Source organism: Priestia sp. JV24, from assembly GCF_025910025.1.
Classification (GTDB): domain Bacteria; phylum Bacillota; class Bacilli; order Bacillales; family Bacillaceae_H; genus Priestia; species Priestia megaterium.
The window spans coordinates 525056-549468 of sequence record NZ_JAPCIN010000023.1 but is presented as its reverse complement, the minus strand read 5'-3'; the positions used below and the strand labels follow the sequence as shown (position 1 = coordinate 549468).

Here is a 24413-nt window from a genome sequence, read left to right as displayed (position 1 = left end):
TTTGTCTATAAATAAGAAGAGTATTAAAGGAGGACCAATCATGAAAAAACTGACGTCAGCACAAGTTCGTCAAATGTATTTAGATTTCTTTAAAGAAAAAGGCCATGATGTAGAACCAAGCGCATCTTTAGTCCCGCATGAAGATCCATCTTTATTATGGATTAACAGTGGAGTAGCTACATTAAAAAAATATTTTGATGGTCGTGTTATTCCTCAAAATCCACGTATTTGTAACGCACAAAAATCCATTCGTACAAACGATATCGAAAACGTAGGTAAAACGGCTCGCCATCATACGTTTTTTGAAATGCTTGGTAATTTCTCTATCGGTGATTATTTCAAAGAAGAAGCCATCCAATGGGCATGGGAATTCTTAACGAGCGATAAATGGATTGGATTCGACGCAGATAAGCTATCTGTAACAGTTCACCCTGAAGATGAAGAAGCATTTAAGATTTGGAATGAAAAAATGGGCGTGCCTAAAGAGCGCATCATTCGTTTGGAAGGTAATTTCTGGGATATCGGAGAAGGTCCGAGTGGTCCAAATACAGAGATCTTTTATGATCGCGGAGAAGCATATGGAAATGACCTAACTGATCCGGAATTATATCCAGGTGGAGAAAATGAGCGCTATTTAGAAATTTGGAACCTTGTATTTTCTCAATTTAATCACAATCCTGATGGCACGTACACGCCGCTTCCAAAGAAAAACATCGATACGGGAATGGGCTTAGAGCGTATGGTTTCTGTTATTCAAGACGTGCAAACAAACTTTGATACAGATTTGTTTATGCCGATTATTGAAGCAACAGAAAACATTTCAGGCGCTAAATATCGTACAAATGATGAGCAAGATACGGCATTTAAAGTCATTGCTGACCATATTCGTACGGTAACATTTGCTGTAGGTGATGGCGCGCTTCCTTCAAATGAAGGCCGTGGGTATGTGCTGCGCCGTTTGTTACGCCGAGCAGTTCGTTATGCTAAAAAGTTAAACATTAATCGTCCGTTCATGTACGAGCTAGTGCCGGTAGTAGGTGAAATCATGGTTGATTTCTATCCGGAAGTAAAGGGAAAAACGGATTTTATCCAGCGCGTAGTAAAAAATGAAGAAGAGCGTTTTCACGAAACGTTAAATGACGGACTAGCTATTTTGGCAACCGTTATTAAAAAAGAAAAAGCGCAAAACAGTGATACGGTACAAGGGGAAGATGTTTTCCGTTTATATGACACGTATGGATTCCCTGTTGAATTAACGGAAGAATATGCAGAAGATGAGAACATGAAAATTGATCATGCAGGTTTTGAACGTGAAATGGAAGCACAGCGTGAGCGTGCGCGTGCTGCTCGTCAAGATTCTAGTTCTATGCAAGTTCAAGGCGGCGTACTTGGTGAAGTAACCGTTGCAAGTGAGTTTGTTGGCTATGATAAAAATGAAGTAGAAACAGTTGTTGAAGCAATTATTGTAGACGGTGAGCTTGTTGACCGCGCTGAAGCTGGAACAGAAGCGCAAGTCATCTTAAGCCACACGCCATTCTATGCAGAAAGCGGCGGTCAAATTGCGGACCAAGGTACGATCCAAAGTGCTGCAGGAACAGCGGAAGTAAAAGACGTTCAAAAAGCGCCAAACGGCCAAAATGTCCAAACGGTAGCTGTAACACACGGTGAGCTTGTAAAAGGTGAAACATATACGGCGACGCTTGATGAAGAAAACCGCAGTGCGATTGTGAAAAACCATACGGCAACGCATTTATTGCATCAAGCATTAAAAGATACGTTAGGAACGCATGTTAATCAAGCGGGTTCTTTAGTAACAGCGGATCGCTTGCGCTTTGACTTCTCTCACTTTGGTCAAGTGACACAAGAAGAGCTCGAGAAAATTGAACAAATCGTTAATGAAAAGATTTGGGACAGTATCTCTGTACAAATTGAAAACAAAGCAATTGACGAAGCAAAAGCGATGGGTGCAATGGCGCTATTCGGTGAGAAATACGGAGATATCGTGCGCGTAGTACAAGTAGGCGACTACAGCTTAGAATTATGTGGTGGATGTCACGTGCCAAATACGTCTGTTATCGGTTTATTTAAAATTGTATCAGAATCGGGAATCGGTGCAGGTACTCGACGCATTGAAGCTGTAACTGGAAAAGCTGCCTATCAGTTAATGAACGATCAAGTAGGCTTACTAAAAGAAGCTGCGGCAAAAGTAAAATCCAACCCGCGTGATTTAGTAGGGCGCGTTGAAGGATTACTAGAAGAAATTCGTAATCTTCAGCGTGAAAATGATTCACTATCTACAAAGCTTGGCAATATTGAAGCTGGCAATCTCGTTGACCGTGTGCAAAACATTAATGGTGTGAATGTACTAGCAGCGAAAGTGAATGCAACGGATATGAATAACCTTCGTGCAATGGTTGACGATTTAAAACAAAAATTAGAATCCGCTGTAATCGTATTAGCTTCTCCACAAGGTGAAAAGGTAAATATTATTGCAGGTGTAACAAAAGATTTAATTGCTAAAGGCCATCATGCTGGCAAACTTGTTAAAGAAGTAGCGACGATTTGCGGCGGAGGCGGAGGCGGACGCCCTGACATGGCGCAAGCTGGAGGAAAAGATGCTAGCCAAATTGAAAAAGCACTTGGCACTGTAGAAGAATGGGTTAAATCCGTTTAATTCTCCTCTTTCTTGGTGTACAATATAAATAAGACTTAGCATAGTGCACAATGTGTTCACAAATTAAGAGAGTGAGGTGGGACCGTGAGTTCATTTGATAAAACCATGCAATTTAATTTTCAAGATGAGCCAGCTGAAACAAACGTACATGAAGTATTGTTTACGGTTTATGACGCACTGCAAGAAAAAGGCTACAACCCGATCAACCAAATCGTTGGGTATTTGTTATCAGGAGACCCTGCTTACATTCCTCGTCATAACGATGCGAGAAACACAATTCGCCAGTTAGAGCGAGACGAGCTCATTGAAGAACTTGTTAAATCTTATTTACAACAGCATCGAAAGGATTCATAAATGCGCGTATTAGGATTAGATGTAGGAACCAAAACAATTGGTGTGGCAGTTAGTGATGAAATGGGATGGACAGCGCAAGGAATTGAAACAATTAAAATTGCAGATGAGCAGATGGAGCAATCATATCCTCGTTTACAGCAGCTAATTGACGAATATTCCGTAGAGAAAATTGTAGTGGGTCTTCCTAAAAATATGAATGGTACGATTGGCCCTCGAGGCGAAGCGTGCATTGAGTTTGCTGACAACGTCAAAGAAAAACTTAACATTGAAACGATGATGTGGGACGAGCGTTTGTCGACGATGGCAGCAGAGCGAGTACTGCTGTCTGCCGATGTAAGCCGCAAGAAACGCAAAAAAGTAATCGATAAAATGGCAGCTGTTATGATTCTTCAAGGATACTTAGACAGCAAGCAGTAAGAAAAGCAGCAGGCTTTGCCTCAGCTGAAAAGTTATGAATTTCCCTTTTGCATATTCTTTTGTACGTAAAAGGGAAGTGAAATAACTGAACGGCTTGCTTTTCACTGAAGAAAAAGTTAAGCTAAGAGCTTACAATATAAAATGAGGTGCAAACATGAGCGTAGAAGAAAATAAAATTACAATCGTCGATGAGAATGGAAATGAGCAGCTATGCGAAATTTTATTCACATTTGATTCTGATCAATATAACAAATCATATGTAATTTACTATCCAATCGGAGCAGACCAAGATGATGAAGAGGAAATTGAAATTCATGCATCTGCTTTCACACCAAGTGAAGATGGTCAAGACGGTGAGCTACAACCGATTGAAACAGAAGAAGAGTGGGACATGGTTGAGGAAATGGTTAATACATTCCTTGACGAAGAAGGCGAATAATTATAGTAAAAAAGCTGATGACAATCGTTATCAGCTTTTTTTTACATAGCGGCTGTGCTTTTTAGATATAAAAAGGTTTTTCCTTGCATTCTTAGGGCAGATTGTATGATAATGACGAAAAATAAGATAAATTGTAGTATAATAATTCCTGCGTGTGAGAGTGCATTTTAATAAAAGAATTCATTGTTTGAACGGATGAAACTAGACTTTGGGCAGACAATAACATAAATCATGGAAAAATTTTAGAAGAGGCGAGAGTTTAAGGAAGCGATACCATCTCACACCTATAGGCGATACGAATGAATCGCAATCTCATGTCTCCTCTCTGTTCATACTTATAAAAAATCAAGAAGAAAAGAGGTGAAACTGGTTGTATCTTCTTTTACAGAAGTAGATTTAACCAGGAAGCTGCTTGTCGCAACAAACATTTTTACCACCTAATCGTTCAAGAAAAAAACGAGTTATTTTTATTACAATTATCGTACTTCTTTTACTAGTTGGCGGTGCATTTTTCTATGCTCAATCCCGCTTAACGCCCGTGGATCGAAACAGCAATAAAAAAGTAAATGTGACCATTCCACAAGGTTCTTCCGTCCAATCGATTGGTACGGTATTGCAAAAAGAAGATTTAATTAAAAGCAAAAGTGCATTTCGCTATTACGTAAAATTAACCCATGTGTCTGGATTTCAAGCTGGAACGTATTTATTTTCTCCTTCCATGAGCTTAGGGGAAATGGTTGAAAAAATGGAAAAAGGCGAGGTTTCAAAACAACCTGATATTCGTGTCACCATTCCAGAAGGACGTCAGCTTGTCGAAATTGCTGATATCATTGCTAAAAATACAAAGTTTACAAAAGACGAAGTCATGAAAAAGCTAGACGATAAGGCATTCGTCAATAAAATGAAAGAAAAATATCCAGATTTAGTAACGGATGAAGTGATGCAAAAAGATATTAAACATCCGCTAGAAGGTTATTTATATCCCGTTACGTATGATTTTTATGATAAAAATGTGTCGTTAGATGAAATATTGGATAAAATGGTAGGGAAAACAAATAATGTATTAGGTCAGTACAGTGGGCAAATGGAGAAGAAAAAATTCAGTGCACATAAATTGTTAACCATGTCTTCTCTGATTGAAGAGGAAGCAACTGCAAAAGTCGACCGAGAAAAAATTGCCAGCGTCTTTTATAATCGCCTTGAAAAAAATATGCCGCTTCAAACGGATCCAACCGTCTTATATGCCTTAGGAGAGCATAAAGACCGCGTGTTCTATAAGCATTTAGAAGTGGACTCTCCTTACAATACGTATAAAGTAAAAGGGTTGCCTCCAGGACCAATTGCCAGCTCTGGTTTGATGTCAATCAAAGCTGCGTTACATCCAGCCAATACAGATTATTTATACTTCTTGGCCACACCTGAAGGGAAAGTTATTTTTACCAAAACGTTAGAAGAACATAACAAAGAAAAAGCCAAGCATATTACAGGTAAAGAAAAGCAAAATACCGAAAAATAAGTGGGAATTTAAAATTGGGGAATCGCGATACTTCGCATTCCCCATCTTTTATGTTAAAATATATCGGGTTTACGTAAAAACGAAAAAAACTTATAATAGACTAGTTGTCTTACTATTTTGCAGTAATGAAACGTTATGAAAACATAATGTAAAATGTACTTCTGAGAACGGAGGAAGTGTTTTGCTTTTACAAAACGTAGAGCAGTATGTGGAAAAGCTTATTCCTAAGCGCCAGGAGCTTATTGAAGAAATGGAAGCTTATGCAAAAGAACATCACGTTCCGATTATGGAATTGATTGGTGTTGAAACGCTATTGCAAATTCTTCGTCTTCATCAGCCAAAACATATATTAGAAATTGGAACAGCGATTGCATATTCGTCTATTCGAATGACCCATGCGCTTCCAGAGGCACGAGTGGTTACGGTAGAACGAAATGAAGAGCGTTACCAAAAAGCGCAAGAATTTATTGAACGGGCGGGAAAACAAGATAAAATTGTGTCGTTGTTTGGAGATGCACTAGAGCTTAGAGATGAGATTGAACGTCATGGTCCTTATGATGCAGTTTTTATTGATGCAGCTAAAGGTCAATATCAGCGTTTTTTTGAACATTATGAGCCGATGCTGTCTTCTAAAGGAATGATTATTTCGGATAACGTACTATTTAAAGGTCACGTAGCGACCGATTTGGCCGAAGTAGAAACACGTCGACGCCGCAGCTTAATTAAAAAAATTCAGGCATACAATACGTGGCTGATGAATCATCCCGATTATTATACAACTATTCTCCCTATTGGAGACGGAATCGCGATTAGTATTAAAAGAGGTGACCAAGAATGAAAAAACCAGAACTATTAGTGACACCCACTGCAGTTTCGGAAATTGAATCATTACTACAAGCTGGAGCAACAGCTGTTATGGTTGGTGAACAGCGCTACGGTTTGCGTTTAGCAGGTGAATTCAAACGTGAAGATATCGTAGAAGCTGTAAATATTGCTCATCAGCATAATGCAAAAGTCTACGTAGCGATGAACGGATTATTTCACAATGATAAAATCGCCGAACTAAATGAATATATTTTATTCTTAAAAGAAGCAAGCGTGGATGCGATTGTATTTGGAGATCCTGCTGTATTGATGGCAGTGCGTGAAACAGCTCCAGAAATGAAGATGCACTGGAGTACTGAAACAACGGGCACAAACTGGTATTCATGTAACTACTGGGGGCGTAAAGGAGCTAAACGCGCAGTTCTTGCTCGTGAGCTAAGCATGGATAGCATCATTGATATCAAAGAAAAAGCCGAAGTAGAAATTGAAGTTCAGGTGCATGGCATGACGTGTATGTTCCAATCAAAACGTTCACTTCTTGGCAACTACTTTGAGTATCAAGGAAAAGTCATGGAAATTGAAAATCGTAAAGTAGAAAAAGATATGTTTTTACTTGATAATGAGCGAAACAATAAATATCCAATTTTCGAAGATGAAAATGGAACGCACATTATGAGTCCAAATGATATGTGCATTATCGATGAGCTTTCCGAAATGATTGATGCTGAAGTAGATGTATTCAAAATTGACGGCGTATTAAAGTCACCGCAATATATTTTAGAAGTAACAAAAAAATATCGTCAAGCGATTGATTTATGTGTAGATGACCGTGAAGAATACGAAAACATTAAAGACGATTTGTTAGAAGAAATTGAAAGCTTACAGCCGATTAACCGTCCGTTAGACACAGGGTTTTTCTTTAAAGAAACGGTATATTAAAAAGCATGCAAAGAAAGATAAACAAAGGAGGTACAAACGATGGCTGTTCAAATCGATACTGTAGTAGAAGGTAAACGAGTTATTACTAAGAAGCCTGAGTTGTTAGCTCCAGCCGGTAACCTTGAAAAATTAAAAGTTGCCGTACACTATGGAGCAGATGCTGTGTTTATCGGAGGAAAAGAGTTTGGCCTTCGTTCAAATGCAGATAACTTTACATTTGAAGAAATGGCAGAAGGTGTTCAGTTTGCAAACAAATACGGTGCACGTATTTATGTTACAACAAACATTTTTGCTCATAATGAAAATATGGACGGACTTGAAGATTATTTAATGGGATTAGAGCGCGCTGGTGTTTCTGGAATCATCGTAGCTGATCCGTTAATTATCGAAACCTGTCGACGCGTTGCACCTAAGCTTGAAGTACATTTAAGTACGCAGCAATCACTTTCAAACTGGAAAGCCGTTCAGTTCTGGAAAGAAGAAGGATTAGAACGTGTTGTACTTGCTCGTGAAACGGGTGCTGAAGAAATGCGCGAAATGAAAGAAAAAGTGGATATTGAAATTGAAGCTTTTATTCACGGAGCGATGTGTATTGCTTATTCAGGCCGCTGCGTGCTAAGTAACCATATGACAGCGCGTGATTCAAACCGCGGAGGCTGCTGTCAATCATGCCGTTGGGACTATGATTTATTTAAAGTAGAAGACGGTAAAACGGAAACGGCTTTATTTGATGAGCAAGACGATCCGTTTGCAATGAGTCCAAAAGACTTAAATTTAATTCAATCTATTCCTCAAATGATTGAGCTGGGTATTGATAGCTTAAAAATTGAAGGACGTATGAAGTCGATTCACTATATCGCAACAGTGGTGAGCGTGTATCGCAAGGTGATTGACGCATACTGTGCAGATCCTGAGAATTTTGTGATTCAACAAGAATGGCTTGATGAGCTAGACAAATGTGCAAACCGCGATACGGCTCCTGCCTTTTTTGAAGGAGTTCCTGGAGTAGATGAGCAAATGTTTGGCGTACACGGCAAGAAAACAAAATTTGATTTTGCTGGTTTAGTATTGAATTATGATGAAGAAACAAGCATCGTGACATTGCAACAGCGTAACTATTTTAAACCGGGAGAAGAAGTGGAATTTTTCGGTCCGGAAATTAAAAACTTTACGCAAAAAATAGATAAAATTTGGGACGAAGATGGCAATGAACTAGATGCTGCGCGTCATCCGCTGCAAATTGTGAAATTTAAAGTGGACCAACCTCTATTTTCATATAACATGATGCGAAAGGGGATTTAAATATAAAATGGGGAAAAAGCCCGTTGTAATCGGTATCGCTGGTGGATCCGGTTCTGGTAAAACAACTGTAACCAAAGCTATTTATGAATATTTTAAAGGGCATTCTATTATGCTTCTTGAGCAAGACTATTATTATAAAGATCAAAGCGATGTACCGTTTGAACAGCGTTTGCAAACAAACTACGATCATCCTTTAGCATTTGATAATGATTTGCTGATTGAACACTTGCAAAACTTATTAAATTATGAGAGCATTGACAAACCGGTATATGATTACGCAATTCATACGCGCTCTGAAAAGGTAATTAGAGAAGAACCAAAAGATGTTATTATCTTAGAAGGTATTCTTGTACTAGAAGATCAGCGCTTGCGTAATTTAATGGATATCAAGCTATACGTAGATACAGATGCGGATCTTCGTATCATTCGTCGTATGCTTCGTGATATTAAAGAACGAGAGCGTACGCTTGAGTCAGTTGTTGATCAATACGTATCTGTCGTTCGCCCGATGCATAATCAGTTTGTTGAACCAACAAAACGTTATGCAGATATTATCATTCCTGAAGGCGGTCAAAACCACGTAGCGATTGACTTGATGGTCACTAAAATTCAAACAATTCTTGAACAAAATGCCATTTTATAATAACATAGCATAGATGCAGGAATTTTTTTGAAGACAATGCAGACATATTCTGCTAACTAAACACAAACATTATAAAGAATAGAGAAACGAGCAGCTTCTATTTTGAAGCTGTCATTTCTCTATTAACTGATTTTTCCACAGAGTGGAAAATTTTTTGTACATACAGAAATGGACTGTATACACTAGAGATTTTGAGTTCAAGAAGGAGTGAAGGGATTATGGCACAAGAAAAAGTATTTCCAATGACAGAAGAAGGAAAGCTAAAGCTAGAGCAAGAGCTAGAATATTTAAAAACAGTAAAACGTAAAGAAGTTGTAGAGCGTATCAAAATCGCCCGCAGTTTTGGAGATTTATCGGAGAACTCTGAGTACGATTCTGCAAAAGACGAGCAGGCTTTCGTAGAAGGCCGTATTACAACGCTTGAAAATATGATTCGCAATGCGAAAATTATTGAAGAAGATGTAGAAAACTCTTCTATTGTATCATTAGGTAAATCTGTAACATTTGTAGAGTTGCCAGATGGTGATGAAGAAACGTATACAATTGTAGGTAGTGCAGAAGCAGATCCGTTTGAAGGGAAAATTTCAAATGATTCGCCAATTGCTAAAAGTCTAATGGGCAAACAAATTGGAGATCAAGTAACTGTTCAAACTCCTGGTGGAGATATGTCAGTGAAAATTGTATCTGTTAAGTAAAACATCTGGTTGGAAGCGTTCTACTGAATGCTCGTAAGTAAAAAAGCTGACACGCGTCAGCTTTTTTTATATGATTTTAAAAAGCGGAGAGAATAGAAAAGATATGTAAGAAAGGAAAGATGAAAATGAAAGATATCGATTTTGCTAAAACAGCGCTTGTTTTAATTGATTTACAAAAAGGGATTGTTCCAATTGGAGGAGACGAAATTGTGGAGAAATCTGTTCAGCTTGTGAATCGTTTCCGCGAACAAAATGGATTTATTAGTTTTGTACGAGTAGATTTTCAAGATGGAAAAGATGCGTTGACGCCAGAAACGGATCAAAAGCCATCTGCTCCTCAAGAAAGACCTGCAGACTGGGCGGAATTCGATCCAAGACTTAATGTTCAAGAGAATGATTATATTGTGACAAAACGTCAGTGGGGAGCCTTTTTTGGGACAGATTTAGACCTTCAGCTTCGCCGAAGAGGAATTGATACAATTGTCCTTTGCGGAATTGCAACAAATATTGGTGTGGAAAGCACAGCTCGTGAAGCATTTCAGTATGGGTATAACCAAATTTTTATCACGGATGCCATGGCGACATTTACAAAAGAAGAGCATGAAGCAACTCTTTCTTACATCTTTCCGAAAATAGGAAAGCTAAGAACAACTCAACAATTTTTAACAGAAAATTAATAATAAAAACTTGCTGAATCAGCAAGTTTTTTGTGAAATGAAAAAAAGAATGAATATTTCTTAAGATAATGGTTTTAAAAGTAATGGCAACGTCGACACTTGTAAAGAGTGAGGTGTAGTCATGAAAATAATTCACAAGCGAATTTATATTACTCTTATTTTTATTTTATTATTAATTAGTGGACTGGGAGCACGGCTTGTTCAACTTCAGCTTGTCAGCACAGAATCTTTTACTGACAAAAAGATTAACTTAATTGAAGGAAGCGTAAAACAGCGTACGCAGGAAATGGTGGTAGATGACGGGCGAGGGAAATTTGAAGATAAAAATGGACAGTCTTTAACATCTATCACGCATAATCGCTTAGTCCTGTTTCCGTTTTTAGAAAAAATGAAGTGGCCTGTTCAGCAAGTAAGTGAAATCGTGGGAATGCAACCAAAGGAACTAACGAACAGACTAGCGAATGCTAAAACACCGGTTGTTATTACAAAAGAATTATCCCATGCACAAGTCGAAAAAATAAATGCATTAAAGGTACCTGGCGTATTTGGAATTCCTCTAAAAGATGAGCGTCCAGTTCCTCTTGCTGAACATTTAATCGGACTAGAGGCACAAAGCAGACAAATAATTGAAGAGAAGTATAGTGACAAATTGAAAAATGGAGCAATTAAATCAACTACGCCTGTAGGTATCTCAGGGATGCAGAGGGCTTTTGACGAGTTTTTGCTGCCGGAACAGGAGTCTAAGCTCCTTTATCATGTTGATCGCCTAGGTGGGCCTATGTTTGGCATCGATGTAAAATACACAGGCACAGCTAACCCTTATTATCCAGTCAGTGTGCGTACGACGCTTGATTTGTCTGCTCAGGAGCTAGTGGAGAATACATTAAATCATTATAAGTTAAAAGACGGAGGAGCCGTCTTAATTGATATAAAAAACAATAAAGTAATTGCGATGGCCAGCAGGCCTTCGATTAATAAGAAAGATCCATTTAAAAAGCAAAATGGTTCAGACAGCGTAGAAAATCGTTTGCTGACGCCACAAACTCCTGGATCTATATTTAAAACCGTAACAGCAGCTGCAGCGCTTGAACAAAATAAAATTCAGCCTTCTTTTACCTATAACTGCGATAAAAGTATTTATGGCAATAATGTAGAAGAAGATCATCAAAAAGGGCAGCTGACGTTTGAAGAAAGCTTCGCGCAAAGTTGTAATGCAACGTTTGCACAGCTAGCAAAAGAAATGATAATATCTAATCCGAATACCCTTGAACAATATGCCGATAAGTTAGGGCTTATTCAGCCTGTAGGATGGACGGGTGATGTGTTTCATTTTGAACATTTTAAGCAGTTTTTAGGAGAAAAATCGGGAAGAGTTTGGACAAATGAAAGAGAAAAAAAAGTACCAAATGCTGTAGCTCAAACGGCAATTGGACAGCTTGATGTAAAAGTGACTCCGCTTGCAGTAGCAAATATGATGGCGACAATTGCACGCGGAGGAGAAAAGAAACAGGTAAAAGCTGTAGATGCGCTAGAGTATAAAAACAACACGTCATTGTATACGTTTAAAGAGCATAAGCTAAAAGGAGATAGCATTAATAAAGCCACAGCTGCTTCTATGCAGCAGCTTTTAAAAGGTGTCGTACAGAGCGAAAAAGGAACAGGAAGAAGATTTCAAACCCTTCCTTATGAAGTGGCAGGAAAGTCAGGAACTGCTGAAATCAATGTGAAAGACGATATCGTCAATAAATGGTTTGCGGGTTACTTTCCTGCAGATGATCCAAAATATGCAATGGTAGTAGTGGATTTAAATACAAAAAGTGCGATATCTCCCACAAACAGCGTATTTTATGATATTGTTAAAGGGATGTATGACTTAAATATACGTTAAAACAAGAAGAATTTGTAAAAAATATTACAAATATACTTCAAATAAATTTTGATGCTTCATGTATAAGAAAACACATGTTAGAATAAAGCATTATAAAAGTTGGAGGAAATTGTAGCAATGAATAACAATCGTTCTTCAAGACACGAAAACAAAGAAAAAAAAGTAAACCGATTATATAATCTGTTAATTGCTGTCGTAGCAGTTTTAATTGTATTTGTCGGTGGTACGATGATTCTTGGAAATAAGGATAAATCGGATAACCAAGCGGAAACAACTCAAAACAATCCGCAAACAAATGACCAAAAAACGGACAAGACGGCTAAAAAAGACGATGATTCTTCGAAAGATGATCAAGCAACGGACGATCAAAGTTCTGAAGACGATCAAAGTTCTGAAGATGACCAAAGCTCTGAAGATGATCAAGCAACAGATGAAGAATCAAATGACTCAGATTCACAGGCTGAAGTAGAGAAAAATCCAGAGCCTGGCGTGGCAGAACGCAAGGTAGATCCTTCATGGGATTCAGTAGGTACGTCACAAGATGCACCTGCAGCAACTTATAAAAAAGGATCAACGGATTGGAATGAAATGCTAAAAGCTGTAGGCGAAGGGTCAGGCATTAGCCCAAGCAATATGACCGTATGGCGTTTAGGGAATAACGGTGGCGTAGGTAAAGCCGTAGCTACGGTTAGTCCTAAAGGCAACTCATCAACAAAATATCGCGTTCAAATTGAATGGGTAGATGGAGAAGGCTGGAAGCCCGCAGTAGTGGATAAGCTTCAATAAGAAAAGCAGCGCGCTAGCGCTGCTTTTTTAATTTGAAATGAACAACCGCAGAGTACAGTTTTTTACCTTGTTCATAGTCCACAGACATTTGATGAGATACGCTATGCACCTCAAGCAAAATCGCTTTATTTTGATCAATTTTTTCCGCAATTTGTTTCTCAAGCATTTTAACATCAGGCGCTTCAAAAAATTCTATTTTATCTTCAATCATTTCAAATTCAAAATTCATCTTACGACCTCCTTACCTCATTACTATAGTATAGCAAATAGAAAGTTAAAAGCTTAAAATATTTATAAATGAAGAACAAACGATAGCTAAAAACATACTATATCCATAAGAATTATTAGTTATAAGGAGGCGTTTTTTATGGGTCTAGAGTTTTTAGATATCTTTGAAAAGTGGGCGAATGAGTATGATGCATCGGTAAGCGGGAAAGATGAACAGTATAGAGAAGTGTTTCGCAATTATAATGAAATCTTAGAGTATGTAGCAGACCGTTCAATAGGGCATGTGATAGAATTTGGAACAGGGACTGGAAACTTAACAAAAAAACTGTTAGAAAAAGAACTGACTGTAGTAGGAATTGAACCTTCAGTACCAATGAGACAATTGGCACACCAGAAATTAGGGGCAGATGTTTTAGTCACACCAGGAGACTTTTTACAATTTGATACATCATTGTTTCCAGCAGAGAGCTTAGTTAGTACGTATGCTTTTCATCATTTAACAGATAAAGAAAAAGAAGAAGCTGTGATAAACTATGGAAAGTTACTTCAAACCGGTGGTAAAATAGTGTTTGCTGATACAATGTTTGAAACAGCGGATTCATTTGCTGATACCATTGTTCAGGCAAAACGAAAAGGGTATACGCAACTAGCAGAAGATCTAGAGAGGGAATACTATACAACCATTCCCGTCTTAAAGCAAATCTTTGAAAGCAATGGTTTTCACATAACCTTTACACAATTTAATCACTTTGTGTGGGTATTGGAGGCAACGAAACAATAGTAGAAAGAGGTTTTAAAATGAAAGTAGCAATCATTGGAGCAATGGAAGAAGAAGTGACGATTTTACGCGATAAAATTGAAAATCGTCAAGAAACAGTAATCGCAGGATGTGAATACTCGACAGGAACAATCAGCGGTGTGGAGGTTGTATTATTAAAATCAGGTATTGGAAAAGTAAATGCGGCGTTATCTACAGCCATCTTACTAGAAAAGTTCAAACCTGATTACGTTATTAATACAGGATCAGCAGGCGGCTTCCATCCGGAGTTAAACGTAGGAGATGCGGTTATTTCAACAGAAGTTCGTCATCATGATGTAGATGTAACGGTATTCAACTATGAATACGGTCAAGTACCAAACTTGCCTGCAGCTTTTAAAGCAGATGAAAAACTAGTTCGTCTTGCTGAAGAAAGCGCTCTTGAAGTAACGGATATGAAAATTGTAAAAGGACTAATTGCTACAGGGGATTCGTTCATGAACGATCCTGTGCGCGTAGAGTTTGTCCGCTCTAAGTTTCCAGACCTGTATGCAGCTGAAATGGAAGCGGCGGCCGTTGCTCAAGTATGCTATCAATTTGACGTACCGTTTGTTATTCTTCGTGCTCTTTCTGACATCGCCGGCAAAGAATCAAATGTTTCTTTTGAGCAATTTTTAGAAAAAGCAGCTGTTAATTCAACGAAATTAGTATTGAATTTTATTACAAAATTAAAATAAGCTGTTCGTAAAATATAGAGTTTGTTTTCGTCTACACTCTGCATCGTTTATCATAACATGGGGTGTAGACTATATTTTCACTTTAATTCCGACTTAATTTATAGGTTAAGTTATATTATTCTTTAGCGAGGTGTTCAAGATTATGAAGGTAGCCAAAAACGTTCATGAATTGATTGGAAACACACCTGTGATTGAGATTACACAATTTGATTTACCCAGAGAAATCAGGATATTTGCTAAACTGGAATATGTTAATCCAGGAGGAAGTGTAAAAGATCGTTTAGGAAAAGAACTGCTGAAAGAAGCTCTTAGCTCTGGAAGACTGAAGCGAGGCGGAACGGTGATTGAGCCTACTGCTGGAAATACGGGAATTGGGCTGGCTTTAGCTGCTCTTCAGCACGAAATAAACGTCATATTATGTGTTCCAGAAAAATTCAGTATTGAAAAACAGCAGCTTATGAAGGCTTTGGGGGCAACTGTGGTTCAAACACCTACTGAAGCTGGTATGAAAGGTGCTATAAACAAGGCTCAAGAGCTGCTGCGTGAAATACCTGGTTCTTATTGTCCTCAGCAGTTTGCTAATCCGGCTAATCCTATGACTTATTACAAAACCTTAGGGCCAGAAATATATGAACAGCTTGATGGAAAAATCGACGTGTTTGTAGCTGGAGCAGGTACAGGTGGAACATTTATGGGTACAGCAAAATTTTTGAAAGAAAAAAATCCTTCTCTAAAAGCAGTCATTGTTGAGCCAGAAGGTTCGATTTTAAACGGTGGGAAATCCGGCCCTCACTTAACTGAAGGAATTGGAATGGAGTTCATCCCTGATTATATGGATCGGTCTTATTTTAATGCTATTCATACTGTTGAAGATGTTTATGCTTTTCAAAGAGTGAAAGAGCTGGCTTTAAAAGAAGGGTTACTAGTAGGGAGCTCTTCAGGAGCAGCCTTCGAAGCAGCCCTGCTCGAAGCAAAAAATGCAGAAAAAGGCGCTCATATTGTCACTATTTTTCCCGATAGCAGCGAACGGTACTTAAGTAAAAATATTTACAGTGGAGGAAGATAAGATGAAACGTAAAACACAATTAATTCATGGTGGAATTGTTGGCGATGAACAGACGGGTGCTGTCTCTGTTCCTATTTATCAAGTGAGCACTTATAAACAAGAGGGAGCTGGAAAACATACGGGATACGAATATTCGAGAACCGGTAACCCTACACGACACGCCTTAGAAGAACTTATCAAAGAAATTGAAGGAGGATATGCTGGGTTTGCGTTTGGATCTGGTATGGCAGCTACTACTGCTGTATTCATGCTGTTTAACAGCGGAGATCATGTGCTAATTACAGATGACGTATACGGAGGAACGTACCGAGTGATTACAAAAGTGCTGAGCCGTATTGGCATTGAAGCTACTTTTATTGATACAAGCGACATCGAAAATATTAAGAAAGAAATTCGCCCCAACACAAAAGCTATTTATATCGAGACTCCCACGAATCCTCTCCTAAAAATTACTGACTTGCAGCAGGCTTCTTCAGTAGCTAAACAGCATCACTTACTTACCATCGTTGATAACACATTCAGTACCCCGTATTGGCAAAACCCTATCGAAAAAGGTGCGGATATCGTTCTGCACAGTGCAACTAAGTATCTAGGCGGCCACAGTGACGTTGTAGCAGGGCTAGCCGTTGTGAATTCGCCTAAATTGGCAGAAGACCTCCATTTTATTCAAAATGCGACTGGAGGCATTTTAGGACCCCAAGATTCTTGGCTTTTGATGAGGGGGATTAAAACATTAGGAATACGAATGGAAGAACATGAATTCAACACTGGGAAAATAGTAGAATTTTTACTTGCTCATCCTGCTGTTACAAAAGTATATTATCCAGGATTAAACACCCACCCAAACCACCTCATTGCTAAAAAGCAAGCAAGAGGTTTTGGGGGAATGGTTTCTTTTGATGTGGGAAGCGAAGAGAAAGCGGAACAAGTACTGAGCAAAGTGAAGTATTTTACATTAGCAGAAAGTTTAGGAGCCATTGAAAGCCTTATTTCCATTCCTTCTAAAATGACTCATGCTTCTATACCGAGCGACCGACGTAAAGAGCTAGGAATTACAGATGGATTAATTCGTATTTCTGTAGGCCTTGAAGATGTAGAAGATTTAATTGAAGACTTAGAAGAGGCATTGAAATAAGGGTGGTAAAAATAGGATTTTTATAGACCTATAGATCTATGATAGAGTAGAGTTATAACATTCTACTGAGAAGGTGATTGTATGAAAGCTCAACGCATCAAAGCAAAAATTGAAGATTACAGCCGCTTTATTTACGTCCTTCTAGCCGTAAGTACATTCTTGTACATTGGTGTTATGATTGGCCAAGGTGAAAAAAGTGATATGCAGCTTGGAATAATGGAAGCCATCGTTATTCTTTTTGCCGCCCTTGCCTTTTATTTTAGTTATCAAACTAAAAAACTGAAAAAAGAACTAATGAAAGAAAAAGAATAATAGATATAAAAAGGCGATCATATATCGTCTTTTTTTTATGAGGGTTGAAAAAATAAAAAAATTCCCTATTTTTCAAAAAAACAGTTTACTTTTTATGAGTCTGTGGATATAATTACCATTGTAAGGAAAATACTTTATTAAAAGGAGGTCGAGTCATATGTTAAGACGTTTATCAGTTATGGGTCATCCAGTTTCAACTATGTTCAAAAATCGTCTATATACGTATACTATTCGGCCGTGTTCCTGTATCAAGTAACTTTCTTACTTTGATCATTAAAACACGTTAATTCACCACAGGTGCGAATAGTAGCCCTGTGGTTTTTATTATTTTTCAGCCACAGGATGCTTATGCATTACTGTGGCTTTTTTGTGTATAAGGAGGTGATTGTAATGACACTGAACATTTTCTTTTTAACTATTACCATAAAGTCTCGTCAATACTCTGAGGCAGAAATTAAGCATGAACAGTATGTAAGACAATTAGAAGAAGAAATAAAAGACCGCAAGTATGAGTTTTACCGTCATTTCTAATTTGAACAGTGGAAAGGAGTGGATGAATGATGATTAATCAAAAAGGATATATCGTTGTATGGCTGCTTGTGGAGAAAGATTCCACCTAAATGATTAGTAGGGGGAGTAATGATGTGTTTGCTACGGATTATCATTTGGAAATTATTTTAAAAAAAGAGCGGAAAGAAGGATTAATTCTCCTTCTTTCCGCTCTTTTTTTTCTCTTTTTCGGCTCTGTAAAATTCGTGAAACATTTTCATGAGCGCTCGCTTTTCAATTCGCGAAACATAACTTCTTGAAATATTTAATTCTTTTGCAATTTCTCGCTGGGTTTTTTCATCCTGCAGATCCAAACCGAAGCGACCAACAATTACTTCCTTTTCCCGATCATCGAGAATATCGATGTATTCTTTTATTTTTTCTAATTCCATATTTAGTTGAATCATATCAATTACATCGTCTGATTCTGATTTTAATACATCAATCAAACTGATTTCATTTCCTTCTTTATCCTGGCCAATTGGATCATGCAGAGACACATCTTTTTTTGTTTTTTTGAGCGCTCGCAAGTGCATCAATATTTCATTTTCAATACATCGTGCGGCATAAGTAGCTAATTTTGTTCCTTTTCCCTGCGAATAACTTTCGATTGCTTTAATTAAACCGATTGTCCCAATTGAAATTAAATCTTCTGCATCCTCTCCCGTGTTTTCAAACTTTTTAACAATATGCGCAACGAGCCGGAGATTGTGTTCGATAAGAAGGTTTCGCGCTTCTTGATCTCCTTGTTCCATTAAAGATAAATATCTCTTTTCTTCAGCAGCAGACAAGGGTTGAGGAAAGGCATTGTTTTTTACGTAGGAAACAAGGAAAACCAATTCTTTAAAGAAATAGCCTAGTGCGGTAAATAATGCAGACATCTCTTCACCTCCATAAGGGGATATCAACTTGTGAGAGACTAACATTACACTATATGTAAAAAGAAGGATGTCTTTGCCTGTACGTTTAAAATTCCCCCCGGGGACAAGAGAGTTTGAAAAAGTCCACAGATTTTTCTTTATAGATAGTTACCAGCCTATACAGGGAAAAGGTATGTACATACGCTAATAGTAGTTCATAGTGTAAGGAGGGAAAGTATGTACGGTTACGGAGGCTGCTGTTATCCTAATTATCCAGCTTACCCATGTGGAGGAGGCTTCGGCTGGGGACTTGGATTGTTGATTGTTCTGTTTGTCCTGTTATTAATTTTCGGAAGCTTCTATTGGTTTTTTAGCTGCTGGTATTAAAAAAAACTCATGCATGCGCATGAGTTTTTTTAGATGACATATCCTACCGAATAGAATCATTCATTTTTAAGAATTCTTAAGGAATTTTCGCTTTGTTTCTTAAAGAAGATGATTTATTCTATAATTAAGAAAAGAAGCAAGACGATAATATTCCTCTGCAAAAGTAAATGGAGCTCTACACTTTTTTTAGCTTGAAAGTACTAATCATCAAGCAAGCGAGTACGATAATTAAAAACATATAAAAGTGTGAAGGCAAATAAGGGACGCCCAAGTAGCTAAGAGTTAATAAACAACCTGCTGCGGTAATAGGGAGCCCTGTAAAATACCCAGTATTTTCTGTGATGTTAAAGCGGGCAAGACGAAGTGCTCCGCAAGCAATGTAACAGATGGTAACAATTGAACCTGCAGCACCAAAGTGAGACAAAATACTTTGATAAAGTAGTAGAGCTGGAGCGATGCCAAATGATATAATATCGCACATGGAGTCCAGTTGTTTTCCAAGTTCAGATTCAATTTGCAGCTTTCTGGCTACCATGCCGTCGAATCGGTCTGCTAACGCTGCTAAAAAAATTAGTAATAAACTTAAGTTCAATTCATTTTTCATGACAAATAAAATAGCAAAGCTTCCTAAACTTAAATTAACAATCGTTAAGGAGTTTGCTGCTTGGGATCTCAGCTTTTTAATTGTATGATCTAGATACTCTAATAAAAACAATTTCCTCACTCCTTTAAAGGATGGAATGAACTAAAGGTAAAAATAATGGTAATTTCATTGTAGACGCAAACCTTATTCTAGTAAAGAACTATTCAGTATGTGGAGGTAAAATTATTGTTGCAGCACCTGTATCGAACATTTATTGAGCTTACGAATCATCAAGGATCATCGAAGCTCATTCGAAAATTCACTTTCTCTAAATGGAGTCGGTTTGTTATACCCTCCTATACAAAAGTTTTTAAAGTAAATAAAGAAGAAATGGACAAGCCTCTGCATCACTATCAAACCTTACACGAGCTATTTATTCGCCGTTTGAATCCTTCTGCCCGTCCGGTCGATCAGCAGAAAGACAGCGTTGTCAGTCCTGTAGATGCAAAGATAGAAGCATATGGAGTCATTACGCCTCAAAAAGAAATGATTGTAAAAAACAAACCTTATTCTATACAGGAAATGGTTTCAAATGATCTCATTCTTGAAAAATATATAGAAGGACAGTTTATTATTCTCTATCTTAGTCCGAAAGACTATCATCGCATTCACAGTCCTCTTAAAGCCCAAGTGGGGAATACGTGGACTGTTGGACAAAAGTCTTATCCAGTAAATTCATTAGGAATCAAGTACGGGAAAGAACCGCTGGTGAAAAATTTCCGGAAGCTCACGGAGTTAACATTTGAAAATGGTCACATGCTGATGGTAAAAGTAGGAGCCATGTTTATCAACAGCATTGAAGCGGTTTCTAAAAAAGAAGTAGTCGAAAAAGGGGAAGAAATGGCTTACTTCACGTTTGGTTCGACTGTCATTTTATTATTTGAGAAGAACTCAATCACTTTTGATTCTAACGTTCACTCAGGTTCTTATGTAAAGTATGGAGAACCAATTGCTCATTTGAAAAAATAGAGCCTATATAATAAAAGAGTAGATAGATAAATGAAGATGTAGCTTTCTTTTATTAAGAAGGCTCTTTTATTCGTTAAGAAGGAATTTGTATGCTAATCTTTAATGATCTTCTTTCAATTTCCTCTTCAATTAATTTTATAAAATCAGGGCTTAACTGCAGTTCGGTTGCTTTGCTGTATGATTCAATAAGCAGCTCATCTGATAATTTTCTCATAAGATTGCCGCCACCTCCTACTAAAATAAATATCCTAAAAAGTTATATTTAAATGCTAATAAATTCCTTATTTATAATCTAACATGAATCAAATAAAGGAACAATCGTTCTGTTATCCACAGCTTTCGGTGGATAAAATGTGGGTATGTTGTTTATAATTACCATTAATTGCTGAACTATAACAGAGGATAATGTGTATAAACTTATCCACATAATTAGGCTTATCATTTTTTGTCGAAAACTTTTAACAGAATTTGTTTACCACTTACCCTATTTGATAAGTAATAAACGTTTTCTGCACTATTTTTTATTTTAAGTTTGCAGAGAGTGAATATATCGTAAGCCTACGAACAAATAGAGGTTTGCTACCTTTTGTCAATAACTTTCTGTATAAAGTTAAAGCATTCACAAGGCATATCCTTTATACTAAGAAAAGACCTGTTTTTGAAGAGAATAAAATTTTAGGTTGGAAAATAACAAGAAGTCGTTATAATGATAGACGGCGTTAATTTTAGTATGTAACTATATATTCGAGGTGCATGATACGTGTTGAAACTTTTTTTACCAAATGAACATGTGAAAAACGTGTTTCAAATTAAGCCAGACGATTTGAAAGAGCGCGGAATAAAAGGAATTATTACCGACTTAGATAACACGTTGGTGGAATGGGATCGCCCTGATGCCACTCCGGAATTAATTGAGTGGTTTCAGTTAATGAAAGATAGTGGAATTAAAATTACGATTGTATCGAATAATGTGGAGAAACGAGTCAAGCTGTTTTCAGATCCAGTTGGACTTCCATTTGTATATAAAGCACGCAAACCGATGCGTAAAGCATTTAGAAGAGCTCTTCGTGATATGGAGTTGCAAAAAGATGAGGTTGTAGTTATTGGTGACCAGCTTTTAACGGATGTATTAGGAGGAAATCGTCTCGGCGTATATACGGTTTTGGTTGTACCAGTTGCGCAAACAGATGGATTTGTAACGAAATTTAATCGTAAAATGGAACGAAGAATTCTAGGTTGGATGAAACGAAAAGGTATGATTAACTGGGAGGATTAAAACGTGAGTGAAGAAAAATTACAGTGCGTAGGATGCGGAGTGGAGATTCAAACAGAACGACCGGATGAACTTGGCTATGCTCCAAAATCAGCACTAGAAAAAGAAGTTATTATTTGCCAGCGATGCTTTCGCTTGAAGCATTATAATGAAGTACAAGATGTTTCCTTAACAGACGATGATTTTTTAAAAATCTTAAATGGAATTGGTCAAACGGACGGTTTAGTTGTAAAAGTTGTAGATATCTTTGACTTTAACGGCAGCTGGTTACCTGGTTTGCATCGATTTGTTGGAAATAACAAGGTTCTTTTAGTGGGAAATAAAGCAGATTTACTGCCAAAGTCTATAAAGAAAAATAAACTAATTCATTGGATGAAGCGAGAAGCGAAAGAGCTTGGGCTAAAATCAGTGGATGTGTTCCTCATGAGCGCGCAAAAAGGACAAGGAATTCGAGAAATTGCCGAAGCCATTGAACATTATCGCGAAGGTAAAGATGTATATGTTGTGGGATGTACAAACGTTGGTAAATCAACATTTATCAATGCCATTATTAAAGAAGTAACGGGAGAAAAAGATATTATTACCACATCTCAATATCCGGGCACAACGCTGGATATGATTGATATCCCGCTTGATAACGGCGCGTCTTTATATGATACGCCTGGTATTATTAATCACCATCAGATGGCTCACTATGTAGATAAACGAGACTTAAAGCTGATTTCTCCTAAAAAGGAAATAAAGCCGAAGGTTTATCAGCTAAATGAAGGGCAAACGTTATACTTTGGAGGACTGGCGCGCTTAGATTATGTACAGGGAGGCCGCAAATCATTAACATGTTATGTATCAAACGATTTGCATATCCATCGTACGAAGCTTGAAAAAGCAGATGAGTTGTATGAAAAGCAAGCAGGTGAACTGCTTCAGCCGCCGCGCCCAGAGCAAATGGATGAGTTTCCTGAACTGGTTGCACATGAATTTACAATAAAAAATGAAAAAACGGATATTGTTTTTTCAGGGCTGGGCTGGGTGACGGTTAATGAGTCAGGTTCAAAAGTTGTGGCGCATGCACCAAAAGGAGTCGGCGTATTTGTGCGCGATTCTTTAATTTAAACAAAAAGGGGAAAAAATCTTGAGTACATTATATGGGCTAGTTGGTTATCCGCTTGGGCATTCACTATCGCCATTGATGCAAAATGATGCCTTTAAACGTCTGAATATGGATGCTCATTATGAAGCTTTTCCAATTGAACCTGTTCATTTTGAGTCAGCCATTGGAGAGCTAAAAGATAAAAACATTCAAGGATTTAATGTCACGATTCCTTATAAAGTTGATATTATGAAGCATTTGGATGAAGTCGATCCATTAGCAAAGGCAATTGGCGCTGTAAATACAGTTGTTAATCAAGATGGCCGTTATATTGGATACAATACCGACGGAGAGGGGTATGTGACGTCTTTACTCAAAGCAGTAGAAGGAAGCTTATCCCAAAAAAGAATTTTAATTATTGGAGCTGGAGGAGCCGCAAAAGCTATTTTTTATACAATTGCAGCTCAGCATGCTCCCGAGGTAATTGCGATATGCAATCGTACCGTCGAAAAAGCAGCTGTATTAGCTAACGAGCTGCCTTTTTCGACGAAAACGGCGGCGATGTCTATTTCTGATGCAGAAAAACAATTAGATACATTCGATATTATTATTAATACCACTTCAGTGGGAATGTATCCTAACGTGGATGAGCTGCCATTAGCACTTACTTTATTGCAAAAAGAAGCCGTAGTCAGCGATATTATTTACAACCCTTTAAAAACAAAGCTTTTAAAAGAGGCTGAAGCAAAAGGGGCAGGCACTCATAACGGTGTCGGTATGTTTGTACTGCAAGGTGCACTTGCATTTGAAAAGTGGACGAACGTCCGTCCTGACGAAGAGGCAATGGAACACATTGTTCTTTCAACACTAACTAAGAGATAAGATACAACGGAGGTTTTTATGTTAACAGGTAAACAAAAACGTTTTTTACGTTCAAAAGCACATCATTTAAATCCAATTTTCCAAGTAGGAAAAGGTGGAGTCAACGAAAATATGATTGGTCAAATTGCTGATGCATTAGAAGCAAGAGAATTATTAAAAGTAAGCATTCTGCAAAACTGTGACGAAGATCGTGATACGGTTGCTGCTCGATTAACAAAAGGAACAAAAGCAGAGCTTGTACAAGTGATTGGAAATACAATTGTATTATATAAAGAATCACGCGAAAATAAGCAGTTAATGCTTCCAAAAGTGAAATGAAATAGAGCGGGGAAACCCGCTCTATTTAAAAATGAAGTAAATTAAAGGAGTC

At 37.7% G+C, this 24413-nt stretch carries 29 protein-coding genes; 25 read left to right on the top strand and 4 right to left on the bottom strand.

Annotated elements, in window-relative coordinates; genetic code table 11:
- The first annotated feature begins 40 nt into the window (after nt 1-40).
- The 13 genes from alaS to OK414_RS24090 all read left to right on the top strand — a co-directional run bounded on the left by alaS (nt 41) and on the right by OK414_RS24090 (nt 13155).
- Nucleotides 41-2674, top strand: a complete 2634-nt coding sequence (gene alaS, locus OK414_RS24150) for an alanine--tRNA ligase (protein ID WP_034648824.1) — start codon at nt 41-43, stop codon at nt 2672-2674.
- 84 nt (nt 2675-2758) lie between these two features.
- A complete protein-coding gene (locus OK414_RS24145) occupies nt 2759-3028 on the top strand; it encodes an IreB family regulatory phosphoprotein (RefSeq protein ID WP_013059287.1) in 270 nt (89 codons plus the stop codon).
- Nucleotides 3029-3445: a Holliday junction resolvase RuvX gene (gene ruvX, locus OK414_RS24140; protein WP_013059286.1), complete on the top strand. Its 417-nt coding sequence runs from the start codon at nt 3029-3031 to the stop codon at nt 3443-3445. It begins immediately after the preceding gene.
- A 154-nt stretch (nt 3446-3599) separates the two neighbouring features.
- A complete protein-coding gene (locus OK414_RS24135) occupies nt 3600-3884 on the top strand; it encodes a DUF1292 domain-containing protein (protein ID WP_013059285.1) in 285 nt (94 codons plus the stop codon).
- A gap of 412 nt (nt 3885-4296) precedes the next feature.
- Entirely contained in the window at nt 4297-5400 is a 1104-nt protein-coding gene (gene mltG, locus OK414_RS24130; RefSeq protein ID WP_013085087.1) for an endolytic transglycosylase MltG, read from the top strand.
- 181 nt (nt 5401-5581) lie between these two features.
- The gene (locus OK414_RS24125; RefSeq protein ID WP_013059283.1) at nt 5582-6238 is read left to right on the top strand and encodes an O-methyltransferase; all 657 of its coding nucleotides are present in this window, start codon (nt 5582-5584) and stop codon (nt 6236-6238) included.
- Nucleotides 6235-7164, top strand: a complete 930-nt coding sequence (locus OK414_RS24120; protein ID WP_016765613.1) for a peptidase U32 family protein — start codon at nt 6235-6237, stop codon at nt 7162-7164. Before OK414_RS24125 ends, OK414_RS24120 begins: the two co-directional genes overlap by 4 nt.
- Nucleotides 7165-7203: 39 nt before the next feature.
- Entirely contained in the window at nt 7204-8466 is a 1263-nt protein-coding gene (locus OK414_RS24115) for a peptidase U32 family protein (protein WP_034648827.1), read from the top strand.
- A 7-nt stretch (nt 8467-8473) separates the two neighbouring features.
- Entirely contained in the window at nt 8474-9109 is a 636-nt protein-coding gene (gene udk / locus OK414_RS24110) for a uridine kinase (RefSeq protein WP_013059280.1), read from the top strand.
- Nucleotides 9110-9327: 218 nt separating this feature from the next.
- Entirely contained in the window at nt 9328-9804 is a 477-nt protein-coding gene (gene greA, locus OK414_RS24105) for a transcription elongation factor GreA (RefSeq protein WP_013059279.1), read from the top strand.
- Nucleotides 9805-9923: 119 nt separating this feature from the next.
- Nucleotides 9924-10481: an isochorismatase family protein gene (locus OK414_RS24100; RefSeq protein ID WP_026106703.1), complete on the top strand. Its 558-nt coding sequence runs from the start codon at nt 9924-9926 to the stop codon at nt 10479-10481.
- A 121-nt stretch (nt 10482-10602) separates the two neighbouring features.
- On the top strand, nt 10603-12369 hold the full coding sequence (locus OK414_RS24095) for a peptidoglycan D,D-transpeptidase FtsI family protein (RefSeq protein ID WP_263045112.1): 1767 nt from the start codon (nt 10603-10605) through the stop codon (nt 12367-12369).
- A gap of 117 nt (nt 12370-12486) precedes the next feature.
- Nucleotides 12487-13155 carry a YrrS family protein gene (locus OK414_RS24090; RefSeq protein ID WP_034648833.1) on the top strand — a complete coding sequence of 223 codons (669 nt, stop codon included), beginning with the start codon at nt 12487-12489 and terminating at the stop codon, nt 13153-13155.
- A gap of 13 nt (nt 13156-13168) precedes the next feature.
- Here the strand turns inward: OK414_RS24090 and OK414_RS24085 are convergent, their stop codons facing one another.
- The gene (locus OK414_RS24085; RefSeq protein ID WP_013085082.1) at nt 13169-13384 is read right to left on the bottom strand and encodes a DUF2536 family protein; all 216 of its coding nucleotides are present in this window, start codon (nt 13382-13384) and stop codon (nt 13169-13171) included.
- A gap of 138 nt (nt 13385-13522) precedes the next feature.
- On the opposite strand from OK414_RS24085, the gene OK414_RS24080 reads away from it, so the two are divergent.
- The 6 genes from OK414_RS24080 to OK414_RS24055 all read left to right on the top strand — a co-directional run bounded on the left by OK414_RS24080 (nt 13523) and on the right by OK414_RS24055 (nt 17921).
- Nucleotides 13523-14164, top strand: coding sequence for a class I SAM-dependent methyltransferase (locus tag OK414_RS24080; protein ID WP_016765609.1), 642 nt, complete (start codon nt 13523-13525; stop codon nt 14162-14164).
- Nucleotides 14165-14181: 17 nt separating this feature from the next.
- The gene (gene mtnN / locus OK414_RS24075; protein ID WP_013085081.1) at nt 14182-14877 is read left to right on the top strand and encodes a 5'-methylthioadenosine/S-adenosylhomocysteine nucleosidase; all 696 of its coding nucleotides are present in this window, start codon (nt 14182-14184) and stop codon (nt 14875-14877) included.
- A gap of 142 nt (nt 14878-15019) precedes the next feature.
- Nucleotides 15020-15943: a PLP-dependent cysteine synthase family protein gene (locus OK414_RS24070; RefSeq protein ID WP_034648836.1), complete on the top strand. Its 924-nt coding sequence runs from the start codon at nt 15020-15022 to the stop codon at nt 15941-15943.
- Nucleotide 15944: 1 nt separating this feature from the next.
- On the top strand, nt 15945-17078 hold the full coding sequence (locus OK414_RS24065; RefSeq protein WP_016765606.1) for a bifunctional cystathionine gamma-lyase/homocysteine desulfhydrase: 1134 nt from the start codon (nt 15945-15947) through the stop codon (nt 17076-17078).
- Nucleotides 17079-17159: 81 nt separating this feature from the next.
- Nucleotides 17160-17390 (top strand): YrhC family protein, encoded by a 231-nt coding sequence (locus OK414_RS24060; protein WP_013085078.1) that lies wholly within the window; start codon nt 17160-17162, stop codon nt 17388-17390.
- A 390-nt stretch (nt 17391-17780) separates the two neighbouring features.
- On the top strand, nt 17781-17921 hold the full coding sequence (locus tag OK414_RS24055; protein ID WP_013059269.1) for a YrzI family small protein: 141 nt from the start codon (nt 17781-17783) through the stop codon (nt 17919-17921).
- 170 nt (nt 17922-18091) lie between these two features.
- Here OK414_RS24055 and sigK read toward each other — a convergent pair whose 3' ends face one another.
- Nucleotides 18092-18820: an RNA polymerase sporulation sigma factor SigK gene (gene sigK, locus OK414_RS24050; protein WP_013059268.1), complete on the bottom strand. Its 729-nt coding sequence runs from the start codon at nt 18818-18820 to the stop codon at nt 18092-18094.
- A 216-nt stretch (nt 18821-19036) separates the two neighbouring features.
- On the opposite strand from sigK, the gene OK414_RS24045 reads away from it, so the two are divergent.
- Nucleotides 19037-19186 (top strand): hypothetical protein, encoded by a 150-nt coding sequence (locus tag OK414_RS24045; protein ID WP_013085077.1) that lies wholly within the window; start codon nt 19037-19039, stop codon nt 19184-19186.
- Nucleotides 19187-19361: 175 nt separating this feature from the next.
- Here the strand turns inward: OK414_RS24045 and pssA are convergent, their stop codons facing one another.
- On the bottom strand, nt 19362-19901 hold the full coding sequence (gene pssA / locus OK414_RS24040) for a CDP-diacylglycerol--serine O-phosphatidyltransferase (protein ID WP_034648840.1): 540 nt from the start codon (nt 19899-19901) through the stop codon (nt 19362-19364).
- Between the two features lie 114 nt (nt 19902-20015).
- Between pssA and OK414_RS24035 the strand changes: the two genes are divergently transcribed.
- A complete protein-coding gene (locus OK414_RS24035; RefSeq protein WP_013085076.1) occupies nt 20016-20798 on the top strand; it encodes a phosphatidylserine decarboxylase in 783 nt (260 codons plus the stop codon).
- Between the two features lie 73 nt (nt 20799-20871).
- On the opposite strand, the gene OK414_RS24030 is transcribed toward OK414_RS24035, so the two are convergent.
- Nucleotides 20872-21012 (bottom strand): sporulation histidine kinase inhibitor Sda, encoded by a 141-nt coding sequence (locus OK414_RS24030; protein ID WP_013059264.1) that lies wholly within the window; start codon nt 21010-21012, stop codon nt 20872-20874.
- Nucleotides 21013-21561: 549 nt separating this feature from the next.
- Between OK414_RS24030 and OK414_RS24025 the strand changes: the two genes are divergently transcribed.
- From OK414_RS24025 to yhbY, 4 genes are read left to right on the top strand one after another with little or no spacing between them, the layout of a single operon-like run.
- Nucleotides 21562-22074 (top strand): YqeG family HAD IIIA-type phosphatase, encoded by a 513-nt coding sequence (locus OK414_RS24025; RefSeq protein WP_013059263.1) that lies wholly within the window; start codon nt 21562-21564, stop codon nt 22072-22074.
- A gap of 3 nt (nt 22075-22077) precedes the next feature.
- Entirely contained in the window at nt 22078-23184 is a 1107-nt protein-coding gene (gene yqeH, locus OK414_RS24020; RefSeq protein ID WP_013085075.1) for a ribosome biogenesis GTPase YqeH, read from the top strand.
- A 19-nt stretch (nt 23185-23203) separates the two neighbouring features.
- Complete coding sequence (aroE, locus tag OK414_RS24015; protein ID WP_016765605.1) at nt 23204-24043, top strand: shikimate dehydrogenase; 840 nt, start codon at nt 23204-23206, stop codon at nt 24041-24043.
- Between the two features lie 18 nt (nt 24044-24061).
- A complete protein-coding gene (gene yhbY / locus OK414_RS24010) occupies nt 24062-24361 on the top strand; it encodes a ribosome assembly RNA-binding protein YhbY (protein WP_013059260.1) in 300 nt (99 codons plus the stop codon).
- Nucleotides 24362-24413: the final 52 nt, after the last annotated feature.

Excerpts from the sequence above, each read along its gene's own strand:
- OK414_RS24045 (WP_013085077.1), top strand. The coding sequence starts at position 19,037 with ATGTACGGTTACGGAGGCTGCTGTTATCCTAATTATCCAGCTTACCCA.
- OK414_RS24115 (WP_034648827.1), top strand. The coding sequence starts at position 7,204 with ATGGCTGTTCAAATCGATACTGTAGTAGAAGGTAAACGAGTTATTACT.
- OK414_RS24060 (WP_013085078.1), top strand. The coding sequence starts at position 17,160 with ATGAAAGCTCAACGCATCAAAGCAAAAATTGAAGATTACAGCCGCTTT.
- udk (WP_013059280.1), top strand. The coding sequence starts at position 8,474 with ATGGGGAAAAAGCCCGTTGTAATCGGTATCGCTGGTGGATCCGGTTCT.
- OK414_RS24085 (WP_013085082.1), bottom strand. The coding sequence starts at position 13,384 with ATGAATTTTGAATTTGAAATGATTGAAGATAAAATAGAATTTTTTGAA.
- OK414_RS24135 (WP_013059285.1), top strand. The coding sequence starts at position 3,600 with ATGAGCGTAGAAGAAAATAAAATTACAATCGTCGATGAGAATGGAAAT.
- ruvX (WP_013059286.1), top strand. The coding sequence starts at position 3,029 with ATGCGCGTATTAGGATTAGATGTAGGAACCAAAACAATTGGTGTGGCA.
- OK414_RS24070 (WP_034648836.1), top strand. The coding sequence starts at position 15,020 with ATGAAGGTAGCCAAAAACGTTCATGAATTGATTGGAAACACACCTGTG.
- OK414_RS24030 (WP_013059264.1), bottom strand. The coding sequence starts at position 21,012 with ATGAGAAAATTATCAGATGAGCTGCTTATTGAATCATACAGCAAAGCA.
- OK414_RS24095 (WP_263045112.1), top strand. The coding sequence starts at position 10,603 with ATGAAAATAATTCACAAGCGAATTTATATTACTCTTATTTTTATTTTA.
- OK414_RS24100 (WP_026106703.1), top strand. The coding sequence starts at position 9,924 with ATGAAAATGAAAGATATCGATTTTGCTAAAACAGCGCTTGTTTTAATT.
- sigK (WP_013059268.1), bottom strand. The coding sequence starts at position 18,820 with ATGTCTGCATTATTTACCGCACTAGGCTATTTCTTTAAAGAATTGGTT.
- greA (WP_013059279.1), top strand. The coding sequence starts at position 9,328 with ATGGCACAAGAAAAAGTATTTCCAATGACAGAAGAAGGAAAGCTAAAG.
- OK414_RS24090 (WP_034648833.1), top strand. The coding sequence starts at position 12,487 with ATGAATAACAATCGTTCTTCAAGACACGAAAACAAAGAAAAAAAAGTA.
- OK414_RS24080 (WP_016765609.1), top strand. The coding sequence starts at position 13,523 with ATGGGTCTAGAGTTTTTAGATATCTTTGAAAAGTGGGCGAATGAGTAT.
- OK414_RS24065 (WP_016765606.1), top strand. The coding sequence starts at position 15,945 with ATGAAACGTAAAACACAATTAATTCATGGTGGAATTGTTGGCGATGAA.
- OK414_RS24120 (WP_016765613.1), top strand. The coding sequence starts at position 6,235 with ATGAAAAAACCAGAACTATTAGTGACACCCACTGCAGTTTCGGAAATT.
- mtnN (WP_013085081.1), top strand. The coding sequence starts at position 14,182 with ATGAAAGTAGCAATCATTGGAGCAATGGAAGAAGAAGTGACGATTTTA.
- OK414_RS24055 (WP_013059269.1), top strand. The coding sequence starts at position 17,781 with ATGACACTGAACATTTTCTTTTTAACTATTACCATAAAGTCTCGTCAA.
- alaS (WP_034648824.1), top strand. The coding sequence starts at position 41 with ATGAAAAAACTGACGTCAGCACAAGTTCGTCAAATGTATTTAGATTTC.
- yhbY (WP_013059260.1), top strand. The coding sequence starts at position 24,062 with ATGTTAACAGGTAAACAAAAACGTTTTTTACGTTCAAAAGCACATCAT.